The organism is Streptomyces sp. NPDC047042 (genome assembly GCF_040644035.1).
Taxonomy (GTDB): domain Bacteria; phylum Actinomycetota; class Actinomycetes; order Streptomycetales; family Streptomycetaceae; genus Streptomyces.
Genome location: NZ_JBEYVP010000020.1, coordinates 78,254 through 99,384, shown reverse-complemented (window position 1 = coordinate 99,384; position 21,131 = coordinate 78,254). Strand labels below are relative to the sequence as shown.

Genomic DNA, 21,131 nt, shown 5'->3' with positions numbered 1-21,131 from the left:
GCGGCGCACGGCGGACATCGGAGGACATGCCCCCACCCGCACGAGTCTTCTTCGTGCTGCCTGGGGGCATTTTCTTGCTGTTCCGTGAGTCCGCGGCGTCCGTGGCCGCCCGCATCCTCGAAGGGTCGCTGGCGCTGCATCTGACCGAGAACTTCCGTCACCAGCACGGCCGGAGGCCCGCAGCGGCGGAGATACGATCCTGGGAACGCAGCCTTCCGGCACTCGTCAACGCGCTCCTCGAGGCCGGACTCGACGAGGTCGAGGTACTCATCGAGTACAGCCTCCCCCTCACCAGCAAGCGTGCGGACGCCGTGCTCGCCGGCGTCCACCCGACCACGGGCGAGCCGTCGTACGTGGTCGTGGAACTCAAGCAGTGGAGCGCGGCCTACCCGGAGGAGGACGAGCCGCTGCTGTGCCGGATCGACGCGTACGCGCAGCCCGTGCTCAACCCGATCGAGCAGGTCCGGGGCTACTGCGAGTACCTGCTGTCGTTCAACGGGGCGCTGGAACGGATGCCCAGGTCACTGGCCGGTGTGGCGTTCCTGCACAACGCCACCGAGTTCGGGGTCGCCGGTCTGCGGGCCGTCACCGAGGACATGCACGGCCGGATGTACACGGGCGAACAGCGCGGCGCCTTCCTGAACTTCCTGCGCTCGCGGCTCGCCGCGAAGCCCGGCGCGGAGGCGGCGGACGTCCTGCGTGACGCCAAGATCCGGCCCTCGAGGCAGTTGATGGCGGTCGCGGCGGCCGAGATCCGCGACCGCGAGCAGTTCGTCCTCATCGCCGAGCAGCGGGTCGCCTACGAGCAGGTGATGTCCGCCGTACGCAAGGCCAAGCGGTCGAACCACAAGCAGGTGATCGTGGTGACCGGCGGTCCCGGTTCGGGCAAGAGCGTGATCGCGATGTCCCTGCTGGGCGAGTTGTACCGACGCGGGGTGCCCACTCTGCACGCGACCGGCTCGGCATCGTTCACCAAGACGATGCGCAGGGTCGCGGGGGCCAAAAAACGCGAAGTCCAGCAGCTGTTCAAGTACTTCAACAGCTTCATGGACGCCGAGCCCAACGACCTCGACGTACTGATCTGCGACGAGGCCCACCGGCTCCGGAAGACCTCCGCCAACCGCTACACCAAGGCGGAGTTCCGTACCGGCCGCCCCCAGGTGGCGGAACTGATCGACGCGGCCCGAGTGCCCGTCTTCCTCCTCGACCAGCACCAGGTGGTGCGGCCCGGTGAGATGGGCACCAAGGAGGAGATCAAGCGGGCCGCCGCCGAACAGGGCCTCGACTGCACGGTGGTGGAGTTGGACAGCCAGTTCCGGTGCGGCGGCAGTGAGGCGTACGAGAAGTGGGTCGTCGATCTGCTGGGCCTGGAGGGCGGCACGCCCGGCCAGTGGGAACCGGACGGCAAGTTCGAGCTACTGACCGCCGAAAGCCCCCAGGAACTGGAGGACTTCCTCATCGCGCGCCGCGCGGAGGACTACAGCGCCCGGATGTCCGCCGGTTACTGCTGGAAGTGGACCACCAAGGTCACTCCGGACATGTCGACGCTGCCCGCCGACGTCGTCATCGGCGAGTGGGCCCGCCCCTGGAACGTGTACGGCGACCGGTCCCTGCTCGGGGCGCCACCCGCGCCCCTCTGGGCCACCGACCCGGCCGGCTTCGGCCAGGTCGGCTGCGTCTACACGGCCCAGGGCTTCGAGTACGACTGGTCGGGCGTGATCATCGGCCCCGATCTGGTGTGGCGTACGGACCACTGGGTCGTGGACCGGTCGGCATCGAAGGACCCGTCCTTCACGAAGGCGACCTCGGACGCGGACATCAGTCAGCTCATCCGCAACACGTACAAGGTGCTGCTGACGCGGGGCATGATCGGCACGATCGTCTACTCGACGGACCCGGAGACCCGCGAGAAGCTGCGGTCGCTCACTCAGTCGGCCTCTGGGTTCGGGACGCCTGTGCTCGCGTAGTGCTGTGTGTGGCGTGCGGTTGCTGGTACGCGAGCGGTGTGCGGCGGGCACCGAAGGGGCCCCGGCGCAGGACGATCGCGTCGGGGACCCTCCATTCACAAGGTGGTGGTGAAAGGCCCGTGATCTTCCACGACTTCACCCTCCACGACTTCCCCATCCATCACTCGGTGCGACGGTTCCGCCAGTGGCAGGCTTGAGAGGTGCCTCTTGAGCCTCTTGGCCATCGGAAGGTAGGTCGCAAGAGTGAGCCCGCCAGAGACAACCGCCCCGACCAGGGGGATGGCCTTCGAGACGGACTTCGCGAAGGACTGCTTTGTCATCTGGACGCCGAGATAGGCCGCGACCTTTTTCACGATCGGGTAGATGACGCCCTGGGTGAGTGCCTTCTGGGGAAGTTTCTTGGCGACCTGCTCCGCCATCATCCCTGCGACCTTGCCGACGGCGGCGTTCGCCGACTGGGTACCGAACATCACGCCGAAGAACAGCGTCAGCACCCCCATGGTCGCGTCGTCGACGTCATCGCCGTCGTCGGAGAACAGATCGGGCCAGCTGTAGAGGTACGCGAGTTTCTGCGCGATACGCACCATGTGACCGAAGTACTGGGCCACGTCTGCGGGCACAGTGGCGGGAAGGGCGAGGACGCCGGGGATTCCGGCAGCGGCGGAAAGAGCGCTGACCTTGGCTGTTTCGAAGCGGATGGAGTCGTTGGCCACCTTGTCGAGAACCTCGACAGGGATGCCCGCCGCAGCGGGGGTCTCTTCCACGGCTTTTCGGATGTCGTCCTCGGAGCAGTGGCGAGCCAACGCGCTACGGAGGTACGTCTCCCTGTCGATACGCACACCCGGCAGTTTTGCTGCCGCCAGCAGCACCGCAGAGAAGCGCGACGCAGGGTTCTCGACATCTTTGCCCTGTTTCATAGCAAGAACTTACAGTAATTCCGCGCTCCAAGGTCCTTACTGTGTCAGCTCAGTTGAACCTTGATGAGTCGAGTCGGCGCCTCAACTGTTGGCCAGGGTGCGGTTGAGGAGGGGGAGCAGGCGGTCCCAGTGGCGCTGGAGTCCCGCAGGGTCGAAGGCGCCGGTGTCGGACATGGTGAACCCGTGGACGGTGCCGGGGTAGATCTCGGAGGTGTAGTCAAGCTTCGCGGCGTCCAGGGCCCGGTTGAGCTCGCTGAGGGCCTCGGGCGTCAGGTCGCTTTCGGCATGGCCGAAGTGGACTTGGGCGGTGATCTCGGCAAGTGCGTTTGGCCCGTCGGCGCCCACGGGACCGTGGAATGCGGCGACGGCGGCCACCTGGCCGGGATGGGCCGCGGCGGTGCGCGTCGCCAGCAGGCCGCCTATGCAGTAGCCGGTCACCGCGACCGGTCCGGCGGCGACCTCGGGCCGGGTGGTGAGGAACCTGAGGTAGGCCTCTGCGTCACGCAGCCCGCGTTCGGTGGTGTGCGCCTCGATCAACGGCATCAGTTGGGCCATGAGCGCGGGCCGGACCTCTTCTCCGATGTGCTCGGGAAGTTCGATCACCGGTGCAGTGCCGTGCCGGTAGAAGATGTTGGGGACGAGCACGTAGTACCCGTGTTCGGCCAGTTCGCGGGCCGTCTCCCGCAGCACGGGCCGGATGCCGAAGCCGTCCGCGTACATCAGCACTCCTGGGTGCCGCCCACCATCGTCGGGGAAGGCGGCGAACGCGTCGGCCTGGCCGTCCGTGGTGGGAATCTGCAGCGTCTTGGTGGGCATTAATTCTCCTGTCGTGTTCAATCGGATATGGAACGGCGCCCGGGACCGGCGCACCCACAGGGCGGGCCTGCCGGGCTCCGACCTGTCGGCCTGCGCGTCGCGGACGTCTCGGCTCAACTACTGTTCGGCGAGGTCAAGTCGTCGTCGCAGTCGGCCGCTCCGCTCGGAGTGATGGTCGGCTCGGACGGCATGATCGAGCAAGGTGGCCTACCAGACGCCTGCCGGCCGTTGGGTGCAGTCCGGGGGCAGGGACATCCAGCCTTTCGCCTGCCTGGTCCGCGACACCACCCGGAGTCGAAGGACCTAGCGCGCCGCAGCGCTGGCCAAAGACAATCGCGGAGCCCATGCACGCGCTGCTGACCGCCTGATACCTCCCGGTGGTCATGCGGACCTGGCCACAGCACGTCGGGGCTACAGGGGCCGCCGATGCTCAGGGGTCGTCGTCGGTGCCATCGCTTTCCCGGCGCCTCAGACGCAATCCCGGTCCTGCCAGCGGTCACGGAACCAGGCAAGCGTTCCGACCAGCAACTCGCGGTTGCCGCTCTCCGTCAGGTACGCCAAGCGGAAGTTGGGCCGCAGCTCGAGCTTGCCCTCGGGGAGATCCACGCCTTCCAACTCGTTGAGCCTTACGAGGAGTTCGGCGCGCAACGCACGATCAGTGAACGGTTCCCGGGACGCCATGTGCTGGAACACCACTTCGGCCGTACCGCCCCGACCGCCGCCCGGGTAGAGGGTCAGCGGCCAGATGCCACGCCCCGGGAGGCCCGCCTCGCCCAGCATCAGGAAGGCGCTGGTCGTGACCTTCCCGGTGCCGTAGCCGACCCAGCCGCCGAGTTCCTCCCAGCGCGCCAGCACCTCACTCACGGCGCTCACGGTCTCCGCGTTGTCGTCTGCCGCGAGTTGTCGGAGGAACCGCGCGGCACGGGTCTGCGCGGCCACGCCCCCGGCGACGGGCCGTCCCGCCTCCCCGGCCTCCTCCGGTTCGCCCTCCGCGTCGGCGACGAGCAGGGCGAGGTCATCACTGGTGAGCCGCTGAGCGGGATCGGCGGCCCCGCTGATCGTGAAGTGGATGCCGTCGGCCGTCAGCAGCGCGCGGACGTCGCCCTGGTCCTCGGAGCCCCAGCGGAAACCGTCGGCGACCTTGCCCTCCGCGTTGAGCACCCGGTACACGTTGGCCACACCGGCGGTACCGGCAAGGTGGTTGCCCACGGCCTGGGCCCCGGAACCGATGAACCCCGCAAGATCGCCGTACGACGTCCAGGTGCCGTGCGGAAGCGCGGCGAGAACCTGGTGGGCCAGATGCCAGTCGCGGCTGCGTTCGGCACGTCCGACACCGCGCAGCGGAGCCGGCCACAACCTGATCGCCCGGTCGGCGAGATCGTCGGCCCGGGCCAGGATCTCCTTCGCACCCCAGCGGTCAGTGGCGGCGATACGGCGGTTCATCTCCAGGTGGCTGCCCTGCAGCAGTCCCTGTTTCCTCTCGAAGGGGTGGTTGGACAACTCCGAGTTCACTGCGGTCAGTGTGAGGTTCCCGAGGGAGTGGATCAGCCGGGAGTGCAGGTCCTCCGCACTTTCGCCGTCGGCGGCCTCCTCCTCCAGCACTCTCATCCAGTCCTGCCCCGGCGACTGGGGCATCACGTGCTCGATGGTGAGCTGCGCCGAGGCGAAGTCCACCGGCTCGGGGTGCCCGTAACTCTCCTCAAGGCGTTGCAACACCCGCCTGCGCTGATGCGGGAGGCCGTACCGGTAGAAGGGCGCCTCCCGGACCTTCGTACGCAGCTCCTCGTCATCGGGCCAGAAGCGGTTCTCCGCGGAGAGCAGCTGGTGCAGGCCGTCCGCGACCGGAACACCCTGCGGGAACTGCGCGGGGACCGCCTGGAAGATCCTGTTCAGATTGTTCGGCGGCACCCGGCAGATCGTCCGGCGTACGAGGAAGCTCTCGATGTACTCCATGGCCCGTGCAGTCTCCGCGGCGTCCGACTCCCCGCGTGCCCGGCGGTCGAACAGCAGCATCAGCGCAGGGTAGGCCACCACCGCCTGCCAGTCGTGCAGCCGGGTCAGATGCCCTCGTACCAGCGGATCGGGTTCGTTCTCGGGGCGGACGATGCGGCGGAAGTGGGCGCTGCGGCGGTGGAGTTCCTTGACGTACGCCTCGATGTCGGCCTCGCTCACCTCCGGGCGCTCGAAGCGCTGCTGCTGTGCGGCATAGAGATCCTGGCGGCGGACCCGGTCGTCGCCGTCGAGCACCAACTGCAGCCACATGAGCTGTTCCAGCTCGCCGTTGCTCAGGCTGTCCTGCATGGGCAGCCAGTACGTTTCGTACACCTGCTCGCCGAGCGTCGGCAGCCGCATGAACAGGTAGTTCCGCAGCAGGTCGGCCTGACTGAGCTTCAACCCGGTGTTGTTGAGGGACTCGAAGATGCGGTGGACATTGTCGCCGCGTTCGGCGGTCACGGACACCAGCGTGAGGCGGGACGTGATCGCCTGCTCGATGCGGAGCACATTCTGGAACGCTGTCGGATCGTGCGCTTCGACCAGCTTGCGGCGGAAGAAGCGGTAGGCGGCGGCGACCCTGTCCCCCGCGCTCTGTTCCTCCTGGGCCACGCGAATGTGCGCGGCGTACTGTGCACGGTCCGCCTGCGTCGGCAGCAGACGGAAGTAATCGCTGCCGCACTTGCGCTTATTGATGAGGTACTCCTCATCAATGCGCTCCGCCTCCTCCGGCTGTGTGTCGGCGATGTGATCACGGATCGCGGCCAACGCCAGGGATAGCGTGGTCAACCGCTGCTGGCCGTCGACAACGAGCCAGCGGGGAAAGGTCGCTTCGTTCTGCGGGGAGGGCGCGAGCACGACCGAACCCAGGAAGTGTGTACTCGCCGTCCCACCGGACTCCAGCAGTTCGGCCTGTTCAAGGATGTCGCCCCACAGCTGGGCCAGTTGCTTCTCCGTCCAGGAGTACGTCCGCTGGTAGAGCGGAACCTGGAACTGCTGGGCTCGTCCCTGCACAAGGTCAGCAAAGAGGGTCTCTTTGGCTTGCATGACGTCTTGCGCCCCTCCATTGCTTCACCCGGTAGGCACTTGAGGCAGGAGACCTATATTGCCGCACTACGGCACAGGAGTAGCACCAGCTACAAAAATGGAAAGGGCAGGCGCGTCAGGCTGTACACCGGGTTCTGTTGCCCGGTTGCCTCGCGGCGGCACACCAAGGGAGAACGGAAATAGCTCGCCGGCCTCGGCGCCACCCAGACCCTCCCCCGTACCCTCCTCACCCGGAAGATCTTCGACAGCGACGCCCTCGCCGGTCAGTGGATCCGGCTGCGTGACGAGGGCGCCCGTTCCACGCTGACGCTCAAGCACGTCACCGACGCCACGCGCATCGACGGGACGACGGCACGACGGAGATCGAAACCGAGGTCGGCGATCTGGACGCCATGGCCCGGATTCTGCGCGGCCTCGGTCTGCGGGAGGTCCGCTTTCAGGAGAACTACCGCGAGGAATGGCACCTCGGCGAGGTCGCCTTCGACTTCGACACCTGGCCGGGTCTGCCCACCTTCGTCGAGGTCGAAGGCCCCGACGAGGCCTCGGTCCGGCAGGCGGCCTCTCTGCTCGACCTCGACTACACCGCTGCGCGCTTCGGCAGCGGCGATGAGGTCTACAGGAGTGAAGTCGGGCGCGACATCCTCGCGGAGCCCACTCTTCTCTTCACCGACACCGACACCGACAAGCCCGAAGCGCCTGCGGCAACGGGCCGTACCGACTGACCAGCAACTGGCGGCGGGGCCGCTACACGCATCCCGCCACCACTCTCAGCGCAGCAAGTCATCAGCCCTGTGCGGAACACCCCGCAGATGCCGTCCCGCCTGCTCCATCCCCAGGAGGAGGCGGTAACCGTCGTCGGCCATGACGAGGCCGTCCGTGACGGCCTCGCGCATGATGTCGACGGTGTTCTTGACGCAGATGCCCTTGCGGCGCGCATAGTGGCCCGCTTCGCCGTCGTCAGTGATCCACACCGAGCGCTCGAACCCGCTGCGATGCTCGATGACCACCATCGTCTCCGCTTCGCCCAGGTGTTGCAGGGGCCGGGACGGGGACCCCGCGAAGACGACGCGGCGGATACGGTCCACCAGGGCGGTTTCGGCCGGGTCGTCGATCTCGATGGGGTCGCCGAGCCATCCGTCGGTGAGTACTTGGCTCAGTGTGGGCCAGTACCGTTTCGACTGTTCGGCCTCAGCCGCTACCGCCTGTGTCCAACGGCCTCGGCCGTCAAGGACCTTCTCCAGGAGGCTCAGACGGTCTACGGCGGAAAAGTTGCACAGCACGGTGTTGTCGGGGAACCAGCAGTGGCGCGTCATGGCTGGAAGACCAAGTCCCCTTCGCCCACGTCGGGGGTGGTCGTCGTGCCCTCCGCCGGAATCGGTTCGGGTTCGAGCAACTCGCGGATCTCGTCCACGTCCACGCCTGTGTACGCGGCCAGCGGGCGCAGGGTGGTGTCGCCGGACAGATACGCCTCGTACAGCAACTGCGCCGGGCGGAAGGGCAGTCGTCTGGCCAGCGACCACGTCTTGCGGGCCTCGAAGAGGTCGCTCTGTCCGGTGAGCCAGTGGCAGGTCTGGGTTGTGAGGCCGCGCAGTCTGTTCCCTGTCTCCGCCGAAATGACACCCAACTGAACCAGTCGTGCCGCCAGCGCGCTGGGTGACACCTGGAAGCGCACGACCAGTGCGGTGAGTTGCTCGTCCGTGAGGTCGTCCTTCCGTACGACCGAGCTGATCTCGCTCCGGGGCATCAGGAGGTTGGCGGCGAACACGTTGGCGCGTACTTCCGTCAGGTCCTTCTGGTGTCCCGGGGACAGATGAGTCTCCGTCAGCAGGTCCTGGGCGTCCTTGGCCAGGATGTGTCCCAGTTCGTGGGCCAGCGTGAAGCGCTGACGCGTCGGTACGTCCGTGCGGGCGATCATGATCAGCCGGAACCCGTCCGCCTGCCAGGCGGCCCCGTCGATTCCCTCCGGCAGACCGATCTTCGCCACGTCGACACCGAAGGTGTGCTCCATGGCCTGGAGAAGGTCGGCGGTGTCCAAGCCGCTGACCGTGGGCGAGCCCATGGCCGCCAGTCCGGCGAGCGCGTCCTCCGCGAGGGCCACGCCCTGGTCGACGTAGCGTTTGAGGTCCGAGCGGACCGCGGGCAGTTTCGGCAGGTCGGGCGAAAGGCCCAGGAGGTCGATCACCTCGTGTGCCGTGGTGAACCTCTCGACCAGATCCTGGAGTCTTCCTCGGCCGACCTCATCGATCGCCCGTGCGCCGGCGCGGGCCGCCACGGCGGGGCGCAGTGGTTCCTTGCCGGTCAGAAGCCAGTCGACCGTCGTGTTGCCGAACTCGGCGATGCGGGCGAGATCGAGGGACGTGAACCTGCGGACGCCGCCGAGGGACTTCGACAGCTTGTCGGGGGTCAGGCCGATCGTCTCGGCGAACGTCGCCTGGTTGACCGAAGCCGACTCCATGACTTTGCGTACACGATCGGTCACAGATTCACCCATGGGTTCACCATATGAGCCAGATGCGAAAATCGCAACACGACCGGAAGACGTGTAGTACGAGTACGGAAACGGGTGAGTCCCCGCACCGAACACCGGCACCAGGGACCCACCCACCAAGCCCGAGCGGAATCACCTCACCCAAACGCCAACTTCTCGTTCCACCCCGACCCGATCACCGTCTTCACCGGACCGTTCGTGTTCGTGGTGGACGGGTGATAGATCGACATGTGGCCGTCCGACGCGAACCGAGCCCAGATGTCCGGGATTCCGTCCCCGCTGAGGTCCGGGATTCCGATCGCCGAGTTGACGTTCGCCTCCGTCCAGCTCGTGCCGAAGGGCTCGTCCCCGTTGACCGCGTTTGTCGCCAGCATCAGGGAGTTGAGGTCCACGCTGCCCGCGGCCGTGCCCGGCTTGCCGCGCCGGAGGTACATGTTGCCGTTGTCGAGGTTGCGCCAGAGCAGGTCGGCCACGCCGTCCTTGTTCATGTCGGCCAGGTTGACGACGTCGCGGCGGGCCCAGGCGTCGGCGTTCATCTGGGTGGCCGTCTGGACGCTGCCGCCGGTGTAGCCGGAGAGGACCCACAGGCCCGCGGCGTTGCGCAGGACCAGGTCGGGCAGTTTGTCGCCGGTGATGTCGCCGAGGGCCTTCAGCTGGATCCAGGTGGAGGGTGCGGGGGCGTTGGACGGAAGGCGGATCTTCATGCGCTGGGCGACGTCGAAGGAGCCGTAGCCGTCGCCGGGGTAGAGCCAGAAGCCGCCGTCGGGGGTGCGGGCGAAGAGGTCCGTGGTGCCGTCGCCCGGGTAGGTGTCCTGGTAGTGGGCGATCAGCGCGGCCTTGTTGCCGAGCGTCGAGGCCGCGTCGTACCAGTGGCCGGGCGGGTTGAGGGTCGCCGTGCCGTCGGTGGCCCTGGTGTACGAGGAGGTCAGTGAGGCGTAGAGCTCCCCGTCCGGCTGGCCCGGGTAGGTCTTGAGGGCACCCGCCGCGTCGATGACGAGCAGGTCGGGGGTGCCGTCGCCGCCCGTGTCGCCGGGGGTGTCGGCGTTCTCCTTCGGGGGGACGTACGTCGTGTGGTCCGTGCGCGCGCTCGGGTTGCCGAGGCTGTCGTAGGCGTAGATCTGGAGGGTGTTGGGGCCGGCGTTCGGCGGACGCAGGTCGGGGACGGTGGCGTTGCCGTTCGCGTCGGCGTCGATGGAGGTCGGGGCGACGCCGCCCCAGGCCCAGGTGAACCTCTTCGCGCCCGGGGAGGAGAAGGTGATCGGGCCGGTCTCGCCGAACTTCACCGTCGCCCAGGTGGCGCCGTTCGGGGTGGACCGCAGCCATACGTCGGTGGCCACGGCCGGCGCGGGCGGGCCGGAGCCGTCGATGGTCACGGCGCATGCCGTGGTGCCCGGCGGGAAGTAGGTGGAGACCGCCGAGGTGGGTGTGTCGGAGTCCTCCGCGCGTACGTCCCAGAAGTAGGTGGCCTTGTCCTCGAGGGACGCCGCCAGGATGGTCGTCGAGGCCCAGCCGCTGCTGAGGTTGGTGGCCAGGACGCCGGCCGGGGCGGTCGTGTCCTTCTTCCAGAAGCGGAAGCGCAGGCCCTTCAGGTTGCCGTCGAGGTCGGTGGCCTTCGCTTTCAGGATCAGGTTGCCCTTGCCGACCGTACGGCCCGGGGCGCCGACGACGCAGTCTCCGCCGGGGACGGTCTCACCGTCGGTGGGCTCGTTCGGCTTGCGGTTGTAGACGGCCTCGACGACCGCCGAGGTCGCCTTGAACTTGCGCCAGGTCTGGGTGTCCGACTCGCTGGTGGCCCGCATGCCGAGGGTGAGCGTCGAGTGGCCGTTGTTCGTGGCGTACTGGGCGGCGTCCTTGACGTTGAAGGCCTCGTCGTCGTCGGGGCAGGAGGTCGACCAGCCGTGCGCGAAGGACTTGCGCTGGAGTTCGTCGGACCAGCTCGGCTGGGCGTTCCACGTCGTGCCGGACGAGATCGGGCCCGTACGCCAGAGCTGGAACTCGCGGGTCGTGCAGGACCAGGAGTGGTTGTTGAGGATCTTGAAGGTCGCGGACTTGATCTCCGCGCCCTTGATGCTGCTCGACCAGTCCATGCGCCAGAACGAGCGGGCGGTGCCGCCGGTGTCGCTCTCGTGGCCGACGCGGGCGTCCGAGGTGCCGGAGGAGAAGTTGGTGCCGTTGAAGAAGCTTGTGCTCGGATACGGCTTGTAGGCGACCGTCCAGGCGTCCCAGCCGGGGTTCAGCGGCGGGTCGACGAACAGCGGGTAGGTGACGTCCTCGCGGGTGGCGAGCCCGGTGGCGGCGAAGCCGAGCTTCAGGCGGGCGGTGCCGGTGTTCGCGCCGTCCAGACCGATGGACAGGGCGGCGGACTCGGCGCCGGGTTCGACACCGGTGAGGCCCGACAGTCTCAGCACCTCGGCCGGGGTGGCGACCGCCGTACGGTTCGGGGTGCCCGGGGGCAGTTCGGGGTCACGGCCGCTGGAGTCCCAGGCGAACGGGGTCGGGATGGAGCCGATCTCCTTGCCGCCCTTGTCCAGGACCCGGACCCGGCTGGCGCGGGTGTCCTGCCGGAAGACGGCGGTGTCGGAGCGCAGCCCGTACGAGACGGTGGCGAGCGCCTTGTTCCGCGCGGCCTCGGGGGTTTTGACGATCAGTACCTGCGCCATGCCGCCCTCTTCGCGGGCCACGAGCAGCAGGTCTACGTCGGGCAGCACCTCCGAGTAGAGGGCGCGCGGTCCGTCGAGCACCGGCTCGGGCAGGGGGCCCGGCCAGGTGTACGCGACGGTGTGGCCGCCGAGTTCGACCTCGGCCAGCACGGTGTCACCGGGGGTGCCGGCGCGGGCGAACGACCGGTCGGCGCGTGCCTTTCGAGCGGTGCCGCTCGCGAAGCGCACCGGGACGGCCGGGTTCCCGGGGGCGATACCAAGGCCCTTGGGCGTGTTGGCCGTTCGCTTGAGGGTGTTGTCGATCGGTGCCCACTCGCCCTTGGCGTTCCTCGCCCGGGCCGGGGTGGCCGTGATCCGGCTCTTCAGGTTGCCGCCCGGCAGTGCCCAGGTCAGCGTCGTGGCCGTGGTGGCCGTGTCGACGAGCACCTGCTTGCCGGTGCGCCGGGCCTGGGCCACCGCGGCGGCCTCGTCGCGCGGCCCCGTGGAGGCGGGGGCGGCGTCGGTGGTGCCGGTGGTGCCGTCGGCCTTCGCCGGGGTGGAGTCGGCGGGGTGCCACCAGGGCAGCAGGGCTGCGGTCAGGGCGGCCAGGACGAGGCCGAGGGTCAGGGACAGCCGGGTGCGCGTGCGCACGAAGGGGCTGAGATATCGGGGCGGCGCGGTCACGGCGGTCTACTCCCGTGGGAACCAAGCGGATTGAGGGCAGCACAGACAGCCCCGTTCGGCAGGCCGTGGGGCAGAAGGCGCGGATACGATCACACATTCGCCGTATCACGTCTATGTATGAATTAGTTAAGCGTTTGTTATGAACATATGAGGTAGGCGTGACGGAGTGTCAAGTAGGGCCGGTTTAGGGCTTTTAGCAGGCCATATTCATCATGATCAAGCGACTTGTCCGACCCGCCCGCTAGATCACCGTCAGGACGATCTGGCCGGTTTCACGCTGTGACTCAGATCACTTTCACAGAAGTTCGGGCCCGCGGTCGATCTTGAATTGTGTGGGGGGCATGGCGGAGAGTGCGCACGCACGCGTCTGAGTCAGACGTGTGTTTTGTGGTGTTCGCGCACCTCGTCCGTTGAACGAATTGCCAGGTGGGGGGCCACGCGTATGCGTGCTTCAGGTCCGCTGTCATGGCTGAGGCATGGACGCCCAGCCCTGACACATTCACAACGAAGGCGCCGGCGGCTGAGCCGCACGGCGACCGTTCTTCTGCTGTCCTCGACGCTGATGGTCACCAGCCTCGGCGGGGAGGCCATGGCCGTCCCCGACCCCGGCATGAGCCGCGAGAAGTCGATCGCCGAGGTCGACCTTCCGGACCTGCCGAAGGCCACCGAGGTCGAGGGCGACGAGGCCGCCGACAAGACCCTGACGCTGGCACCGGAGAACCCGGTCGACCCGTACACCCCCGCCGCCGTCGCGCCCTGGACCTCCGGTACCGGCAGCGCCACCCTCTCCACCGGTGACGCACCCGGCACCACCAAGCCGGTCAGCAACAACCTGCCGGTCGCCATCGGTGTACCGGCGGGCGGTGACCCGGCCGGTCTCGCCGGCAACTGGACCGTGGGCGTGGCCCCGCAGACGACCTCGCAGGACGCGGGCGTCTCCGGCATCGTCATGAAGCTCACCCCGCCGGCCACCGTCGACCCGGCCGCCGAAGTGGCGATCAGCATCGACACCACCGGCTTCGCCGACCTCTACGGACCGCAGGCCGCAGACCGCTTCGGTCTGATGGTGCTGCCCGAGTGCGTCTACTCCGCCCCGACCGAGGGCGACTGCGCCGACGGCGGCGGTATCACCACGATGTCCGTCTCCCAGGGGGACAAGGACGTCAAGAACGGCAAGGCGAACTTCCAGCGGCTGCGCAGCACGGTACGGACCGTGGCCGCCAAGGACGCGCCCACCAGGTCCACCGCGGCCAGGAACGCCCCGACACGCAAGATCCTCGGCGGCACCATCCCGGTCTCCAGCCTCGTCGGCGAGGGCTTCGTGTCCTCCTCCAAGGCGACGCAGGCCGCTTTCCGGGACGGCGTCCAGCCCGTGGTCGCGGCGAACGACGGAGCCGCCATCGGTGCCCTCGACACCGGCTCGTCGGCGTCCGGTGACTTCACGGCCTCACCGCTGCTGTCCTCCGGTTCCTGGTCGTCGGGCTCGTCCTCGGGCGCCTTCACCTACTCGTACCAGGTGCAGACCCCGGAGACCGCCGGCGGACTGATGCCGAAGGTCGGCCTGTCGTACTCCTCGCAGTCCGTCGACGGCCGCACGTCGTCCACGAACAACCAGGCCTCCTGGATCGGCGACGGCTGGGACTACAACGCGGGCGCTGTCACGCGTACGTACGCCAACTGCCGCCAGGACTCCAAGAAGGCGGGCTCCAACAACTCCACCCACCGCACCGCGGACCTCTGCTGGGGCTCGGAGAACGCCACCCTCTCGCTCGGCGGTACGACCACCGAGCTGGTCTTCGACGCGACCAAGGGCCCGCTGGACGCCGAAGGCAAGCCCACCGGCAAGTGGTTCACGGCCAACGGCGACGGCTCCACCGTCCAGCTGGTCAAGGGCGAGGCCACCGGCAACGGCGCCAGGGACGGTGAGTACTGGGTCGTCACCACCAAGGACGGCACCAAGTACCACTTCGGCAAGAACAGGCTGCCGAAGTGGTCCGACCACGGCGCCGCCGCCGACGACCCGACCACCGGCTCGGTGCTCACCGTCCCGGTCTACGGCAACCACTCGGGCGAGGACTGCTACCAGGGTCCGACGACCACCGACTGGACCAACTCCCACTGCACGCAGGGCTGGCGCTGGGGTCTCGACTACGTCGAGGACGTCCACGGCAACGCCATGTCGCTGTGGTGGAACAAGGACCAGAACTACTACGCCCGCAACTTCAACTTCAAGGACCCGGTCGTCTACGACCGCGACGGCTGGCTCGACCACATCGACTACGGCCAGCGGAGCGAGAGCATCTACACGGTGGCCGCCCCGGCGCGGGTCGGCTTCACCGTCAAGGAGCGCTGCTACACCGTCGCCGAGGTCACCTGCTCCGAGGACAACTTCAAGTCCAAGGACCCGCGTAACTACCGGCCCTGGTTCGACACCCCGGCCGACCTGCGCTGCGAGTCCGGCAAGAAGTGCTGGAACGCCGGGCCGTCCTTCTGGACCCGTAAGCGCCTCGACAAGATCACGACCTCGGCCCAGCGGCGCACCGACACCGCCGCCCGTCAGGTCGTCGACGAGTACCAGCTGAAGCAGAGCTTCGCCAAGCTGCTGACCGGCCCGAACACCGCCCTGTGGCTGGAGTCCGTCCAGCGCACCGGCTACGCCCGCAACGGCTCCACCGACGCGAGCGTCACGCTCAACACGGTGCGGTTCGAGCCCAACGCCGAGGACATGCCGAACCGCGTCAAGGCGGTCCACACCTCGCGCCCCGGCTTCTCCCGGCTGCGTATCGGCCGCGTCGTCAACGAGTACGGCGGTGAGACCGTCGTCAACTACAAGAAGATCGACGGCGACTGCCTCACCGGTGACCTGCCCCTGCTCGACCAGCAGCCCGGCGAGACCCGGGCCGCGGCCATGGCCCGGCTGCAGGCGCAGCTCAAGACGAACAACCGGCTCTGCTACCCGTCGTTCTGGAACCCCGACCCCGAGGTCGAGGACATCGACTGGTTCCACAAGTACGTCGTGGACACCGTCGAGGAACTGCCGAACATCGACGGCAACTTCACCACCAGGACCGAGTACCAGTACAAGAACCCGGCCTGGAAGCTCGCCGAGGCCGAGTTCACCAAGAAGTCCCAGCGCACCTACTCGCAGTTCGCGGGCGTCGAGCAGACCACGGTCCTGACCGGCCCGGTCAACCAGGACGGCACCCCGGACACCGCCAACCAGCGCTCCAAGGCCGTCACCCGCTTCTTCCGGGGCCTCGGCGACACCGTGTCCGTGAAGGACATCACGGGCGCCGAGATCGCCAAGGACGAGGAGCCGTTCGCCGGCCGGATAGCCGAGGAGCTCAGCTACGTCGACTCCACCAAGGCCGACTCCGACTGGCTGACCCGCTCCGTCACCAAGCCCGAGGCCACCGAACTCGCCAGACGCAACCGCGACGACGGCCTGACCCCGCTGCGGGCCTGGCGGGTCACGGAGCCCGAGGAGACCGCGTACACCAAGTCGTCGGGCACCAACTCCGACGACACGCGCACGGTGCGCTCGGTGCGGACGACGACGACGTACGACCCGACGTACGGTCTGCCGACGCTGGTGGAGTCCCTGGGCGACACCGCGGCGAACAAGACCGGTGACGAGTCCTGCACCAAGTCCGAGTACGTGCACCGGACCGACAAGAACCTGATCGGTCTGAGCAAGCAGGTCCTCGTCTCGCCGACGACCTGCGCGGCCGCGAACTGGAGCGACCTCACGACGCTGAGCGGGGCCACCCGGACCGCGTACGACGGCACCGAGTACGGCACGCCGCTGTCGGCCTCGACCCGCGGTCTGGCCACCGAGTCGTGGTCGCTGAACGGCACCGGCACCGGGTTCCAGACCGACGGAACCACCGGCTTCGACGAGATCGGCCGGGTCGTCCGGCAGACCGACCCGGACCAGCTGGCCAAGCCGATCCCGAAGTCCTCGACGATCGCCTACGAGTCCGAAGGTCCGGCCACGGGCCAGGTCTTCAAGGTCACCACGACCAATGTGCTCGGGCACAGACAGATCCAGGAACTGGAGCCGGGCCGCTCGGTCTCGCTGAAGACGACCGACGCCAACGACCTGGTCAGCGAGGCGAAGTACGACCCGCTGGGCCGGCTCTCCGAGGCGTGGGCCCCGGGTCGCACCCCCTCGGCCTCCTCGGTGCCGGACTTCCGCGCGGTCTACACGATCCCCGTGGAGGAGACCGACCCGACCGACCCGAACATCAAGATCCGCAAGCCTCCGTACGTCACCAGCTACGCGCGGGGCTACGACAACCGGGTCGAGACCTCTGTCACGCTCTACGACGGCCTCGGCCGTGAGCGGCAGACGCAGGAGGAAGCCGGCAATGACGCCGGCTGGCTGATCACGGACACGCTGTACAACACGTCCGGCGAGGTCTACCAGACGAACAACGCCTATCTGACCGACGAGGCCAAGCCGGGCGAGCTGTTCATCCCGGTCTCGGACGTCACCGTCCCCAACATCACGCGCTACACCTACGACGGTCTCGGCCGCGTGACGCAGGAGACGCCGTACCTCAAGTGGATCGACCCGATCTCCCAGGAGTCGTCCTCAAAGGCGTACGAGGACCGGGCCACCAAGTACGAGTACGGCGAGGACTGGTCGAAGGTCGTCAACCCGCAGGGCGCCTCGTCCTACCGCGTCTACACCGACGCGCTGGGCCGCACGGCCCGGGTGGACACCTTCAACCCGGCGGCCCCGGGCGGCCGGGTCTCGATGGCCTACGAGTACAACAACCACGGCAGGCTGGTGAAGGCGGTCAACTCCGCGGACACGGCACACCCGTGGTCCTGGACGTTCGACCACCGCGGCCGGATGGACACCTCCACCGACCCGGACTCGGGCACCACCCGTATCACGTACGACAACCGGGACCGGATGCTGACCTCGGCCAATGCCCGCGGTGTGACGGTCTGGAACGGCTACGACGAACTGTCCCGGCCGAAGCAGCAGCGTCTCGGCGACGCCAACGGCACGGTCCTCGCGGACTACGCGTACGACCTCGTCGCCGGCGGCAAGGGCATGCCCGCCCACGCCACCCGCTACACGGACGGCCTGGCGTACACGCAGAAGGTCAACGGCTACACGAAGGACTACCAGCCGACCTCGACCACGCTGTCCCTGCCGGACTCCATCGCCGCCGCGTGGGGTCTGGAGAAGGACTACACCTACAACTACTCCTACTCGGACACCGGAGTGCTGGAGGAGAGCACCCTTCCGAAGATCGGAAAGTTCGCGGAGGAGAAGCTGGTCGTCCGCTACAACAAGGACGGCAAGCCGCTCTCCGTCTCCGGCAAGGACTGGTACGGCTCGGAGACCGTGTACGACCCGCAGGGCCAGCTGCTCCGCTCGACCCTGGGCGCCCAGCCCTACCGGGTCTGGACGCAGAACGCGTTCGACGAGAGCAGCGGTGAGCTCAAGGACCAGCAGGTCTACCGCGAGCAGAACACCGCGAGTCTGGTCGGCGGCAACCTGGTGTCGAACCGGGCCTACACCTACGACCCGGCCGGCAACGTCACCTCGATCCAGGAGAAGTCCGTCGGGATCGAGGAGCGGCAGTGCTTCAACTATGACCCGCTGGGTCAGCTGAAGGCCGCCTGGACCTCCAAGGACCAGACCTCCTGTGTCAACCCGCGGAACCCGGACGGCTCGCTGAACAAGAACGCCGACGGCACCCTCCGTGTCGCCGCGGGCAAGGACGGCGCCGGCTACTGGCAGGAGTACGACTACGACCTGCTCGGCAACCGCACCAGACTGACCGAGAACGACCTCGGCGGTGACACCACCAAGAACGCCGTCTCCACGTATGCGTACGGCAAGAACGCCGCCAAGGACCAGCCGCACACGCTGACCAAGGTGTCGAAGGCCTACAAGACGCCCACCGGCGCTCAGGTGACGGCCGAGGCCACGCGTCTGTACGAGCTGACCGGCGAGACCAGGACGATCACCTCGGTCGAGAACGGTGACAAGCAGGACCTGACCTGGACCTACGACGGCCAGGTGGAGCGCGTCACCGGTCAGGGCACCGGTGGCAAGACCCCGTATGTGGGTCTCGGCCAGAAGTGCCTCGACCTCAAGTCCGGGCTCGCCACCGCGGGCCAGCCGATCCAGCTGTACCAGTGCAACTCCACGGTGGCGCAGAGCTGGCACTTCGACCCGGTCCCCGGCACGACGTCGGCTCCGCAGCCCAGCTCCAACCTGGGCACCCTGGAGGTCTACGACAACTGGTGCCTCCAGCCGGCCGCGAACGCCGCGGGCTCCGCGGTCCAGCTGCAGAAGTGCAACGGCACCGCCGCACAGCACCTGAAGCGGAACGCGGCCGGTCAGCTGACGCACGCCGACTCCAACCTGTGCCTCGCGGTGCAGGGCGCGGCGAACGTGAACTCCACGCCGATCGTCCTGGCCACCTGTGACGCGGCCCAGGCCGCCCAGCAGTGGCTGCCGCAGTCCGACACCCGGCACATCTACGGGCCCACGGGCCAACGGCTCCTCACCATCCAGGGCAAGCAGGCCACGCTGAATCTGGGCGACGCCCAGGTCACCGTCCAGTCGGGCGGCGTCCTGGTCCGTACCGAGCGCACCTACTCCTCGCCCGGTGGCGCGGTCATGCGCTACGCCAACGGAACCGGGTCGGAGTCCCTGGTCGCACAGACCATGGACCACCAGGCCAGCGTGTACACGGAGGTCGTCCTCGGCACCGGTATGCCCGTCCGGATCCGCAAGCAGGACCCGTTCGGCAATCAGCGGGGCGCCGACGTCGCCGGCGTGAACCTCCAGAGCCACAGGGGCTTCACGGGCCAGACCCGGGACGACGCCTCCGGCTTCCAGCCGCTGGGCGCCCGGCTCTACGACCCGGTGGTGGGACGCTTCCTGTCCGCGGACCCGATCGTGGACCTGAACGACCCGCTGCAGTCCAACGGTTACGCCTACGCGCACAACAACCCGGTCACGCATTCCGACCCGACCGGTCTGGCGATCAACCTGACCGCCTCCGAGCGGGCCGCGGCCCTCGTGGGTGCGGGTCTGTCGGCCGCCCAGGTCGCGCAGGCACAATCCACCATGGGCAAGTCCCTGACCTCGGTGATCCTGGCCGTGGCCTGGGAGACGCTGAAGGACTTCATCGGCATCAACGACGCCATGGCCTGCTTCGGCGGTGACATGTGGTCGTGCGGCAGCATCATCCTGGACGCCATTCCCTGGACGAAGCTGGGCAAGATCCCGTCGGTCCTGAAGGCGATCAACCGCACCATCGACGCCATCCAGGCGTTCAAGACCGCCAAGAAGGCGGCCGAGGCCGTGCTCAAGGCCGCCAAGGCGGCCGAGGCGGCGGCCTTGAGAGCCAAGAAGCTGGCGATCGAGAAGGCCAAGAAGGAGGCCGCGCAGAGAGCGAAGAAGAAAGCCGCCGAACAGGCCAGGAGAACGGCCGACAAGGCGGTCGCCCAGACGAAGAAGACCGGCAACGCCGTCCAGAAGCAGGCCCAGGCCAAGGCGGCCCCGAAGGTGTCCACCAGCAAGGGCTCCGGAGGGGGCGGCAAGGGCGGCGGTTCCAAGCCCGGTGGCAGCTCCGGCGGTTCCTCGCGCAACAACGGTGGATCCAGCGGCAGCGGTGGCTCGGGCAGGACCGACGGAGGCGGCGGCTGCAACAGCTTCGTGCCCGGCACGAAGGTCCTGATGGCCGACGGCTCCACCAAGCCGATCGAGCAGGTCAGAACGGGCGACAAGATCGTCGCGACCGACCCGAGGACGGGCGAGACCCGGATCGAGACGGTCACGGCCGAGATCAGGGGCCAGGGCCTCAAGCACCTCGTCAGGGTCACCATCGACACCGACGGCGCGAAGGGCACGAAGACGGCCCAGGTCACCGCGACCGACGGCCACCCGTTCTGGGTCCCCGAGCTCGGCGAGTGGATCGCCGCCACCGACCTGAAGTCGGGCCAGTGGCTGCAGACGAGCGCCGGCACGTACGTCCAGATCGCTGCGATCCAGCGCTGGACGGCACAGCGAGCGACCGTCCACAACCTCACGGTCGGCGATCTCCACACGTTCTACGTGGTGGCGGCGGGGACCTCGGTCCTCAACCACAACACCAGCGGACAGGCGTGCGAAGTCTGGACCTCCGAGCAGACGCGCCAGACCTCGGGAGTGCTGGACACCCAGGTCGAGCAGATTCCGCTGGGCAGTGGACCGGACTCCGGCGGGTTCCTCAGCCAGGACAGCAACGCGGCTCGTGACACCAACGGCGTCGTCGACTGGCGGACCATTCCGGGCATGACAGAGGAGAACCGCCACCACGTCGAGATGCAGGCCGCGGCCTACATGCGGCTGAACAACATCCGGCAGGGCCACGTGTACATCAATCACCCTGGCGGCGTCTGCGGCTACTGCGACGGACGCTTCGACTACGGAGGAATCAACATCGAGGACGCCCTGCCCCATGGCTCGGATCTCTGGGTCACCGTCGTCGGAGGGGGGACGACCCACTTCCGCGGGAACCGCAGGTGATCCCTCAGTGAGCTAGCGGGACCGGTCTGCCGG

Annotated in this window: 8 protein-coding genes and 1 pseudogene; 3 read left to right on the top strand and 6 right to left on the bottom strand. The window is 68.0% G+C overall.

Features of this window, described 5'->3' with window-relative positions:
• Positions 1–74: 74 nt before the first annotated feature.
• Positions 75–1,967, top strand: a complete 1,893-nt coding sequence (locus tag ABZ855_RS23950; RefSeq protein ID WP_360809932.1) for a DUF2075 domain-containing protein — start codon at positions 75–77, stop codon at positions 1,965–1,967.
• A 95-nt stretch (positions 1,968–2,062) separates the two neighbouring features.
• On the opposite strand, the gene ABZ855_RS23945 is transcribed toward ABZ855_RS23950, so the two are convergent.
• From ABZ855_RS23945 to ABZ855_RS23935, 3 genes are all read right to left on the bottom strand, one after another.
• Positions 2,063–2,884 (bottom strand): hypothetical protein, encoded by an 822-nt coding sequence (locus ABZ855_RS23945; protein WP_360809930.1) that lies wholly within the window; start codon positions 2,882–2,884, stop codon positions 2,063–2,065.
• A gap of 81 nt (positions 2,885–2,965) precedes the next feature.
• Positions 2,966–3,700 (bottom strand): dienelactone hydrolase family protein, encoded by a 735-nt coding sequence (locus ABZ855_RS23940; protein ID WP_360809928.1) that lies wholly within the window; start codon positions 3,698–3,700, stop codon positions 2,966–2,968.
• Positions 3,701–4,168: 468 nt separating this feature from the next.
• Positions 4,169–6,739 (bottom strand): DUF262 domain-containing protein, encoded by a 2,571-nt coding sequence (locus ABZ855_RS23935; RefSeq protein WP_360809926.1) that lies wholly within the window; start codon positions 6,737–6,739, stop codon positions 4,169–4,171.
• A gap of 192 nt (positions 6,740–6,931) precedes the next feature.
• Here ABZ855_RS23935 and ABZ855_RS23930 point away from each other — a divergent pair.
• Positions 6,932–7,461, top strand: a pseudogene (locus ABZ855_RS23930) (CYTH domain-containing protein); the annotation flags it as partial.
• A gap of 45 nt (positions 7,462–7,506) precedes the next feature.
• Here the strand turns inward: ABZ855_RS23930 and ABZ855_RS23925 are convergent.
• From ABZ855_RS23925 to ABZ855_RS23915, 3 genes are all read right to left on the bottom strand, one after another.
• On the bottom strand, positions 7,507–8,052 hold the full coding sequence (locus tag ABZ855_RS23925; RefSeq protein ID WP_360809924.1) for a hypothetical protein: 546 nt from the start codon (positions 8,050–8,052) through the stop codon (positions 7,507–7,509).
• On the bottom strand, positions 8,049–9,230 hold the full coding sequence (locus tag ABZ855_RS23920) for an XRE family transcriptional regulator (protein ID WP_360809922.1): 1,182 nt from the start codon (positions 9,228–9,230) through the stop codon (positions 8,049–8,051). The genes ABZ855_RS23925 and ABZ855_RS23920 overlap by 4 nt, the downstream gene beginning before the upstream one ends.
• 134 nt (positions 9,231–9,364) lie before the next feature.
• Positions 9,365–12,550 carry a DNRLRE domain-containing protein gene (locus tag ABZ855_RS23915; RefSeq protein WP_360809920.1) on the bottom strand — a complete coding sequence of 1,062 codons (3,186 nt, stop codon included), beginning with the start codon at positions 12,548–12,550 and terminating at the stop codon, positions 9,365–9,367.
• Positions 12,551–13,112: 562 nt separating this feature from the next.
• On the opposite strand from ABZ855_RS23915, the gene ABZ855_RS23910 reads away from it, so the two are divergent.
• The gene (locus ABZ855_RS23910) at positions 13,113–21,098 is read left to right on the top strand and encodes a ricin-type beta-trefoil lectin domain protein (protein WP_360809918.1); all 7,986 of its coding nucleotides are present in this window, start codon (positions 13,113–13,115) and stop codon (positions 21,096–21,098) included.
• Positions 21,099–21,131 lie beyond the last annotated feature (33 nt).

Bases quoted from the DNA above. Each gene is read 5' to 3' on its own strand.
- ABZ855_RS23945 (WP_360809930.1), bottom strand. From the start codon at position 2,884: ATGAAACAGGGCAAAGATGTCGAGAACCCTGCGTCGCGCTTCTCTGCG.
- ABZ855_RS23940 (WP_360809928.1), bottom strand. From the start codon at position 3,700: ATGCCCACCAAGACGCTGCAGATTCCCACCACGGACGGCCAGGCCGAC.
- ABZ855_RS23935 (WP_360809926.1), bottom strand. From the start codon at position 6,739: ATGCAAGCCAAAGAGACCCTCTTTGCTGACCTTGTGCAGGGACGAGCC.
- ABZ855_RS23925 (WP_360809924.1), bottom strand. From the start codon at position 8,052: ATGACGCGCCACTGCTGGTTCCCCGACAACACCGTGCTGTGCAACTTT.
- ABZ855_RS23920 (WP_360809922.1), bottom strand. From the start codon at position 9,230: ATGGGTGAATCTGTGACCGATCGTGTACGCAAAGTCATGGAGTCGGCT.
- ABZ855_RS23910 (WP_360809918.1), top strand. From the start codon at position 13,113: ATGGTCACCAGCCTCGGCGGGGAGGCCATGGCCGTCCCCGACCCCGGC.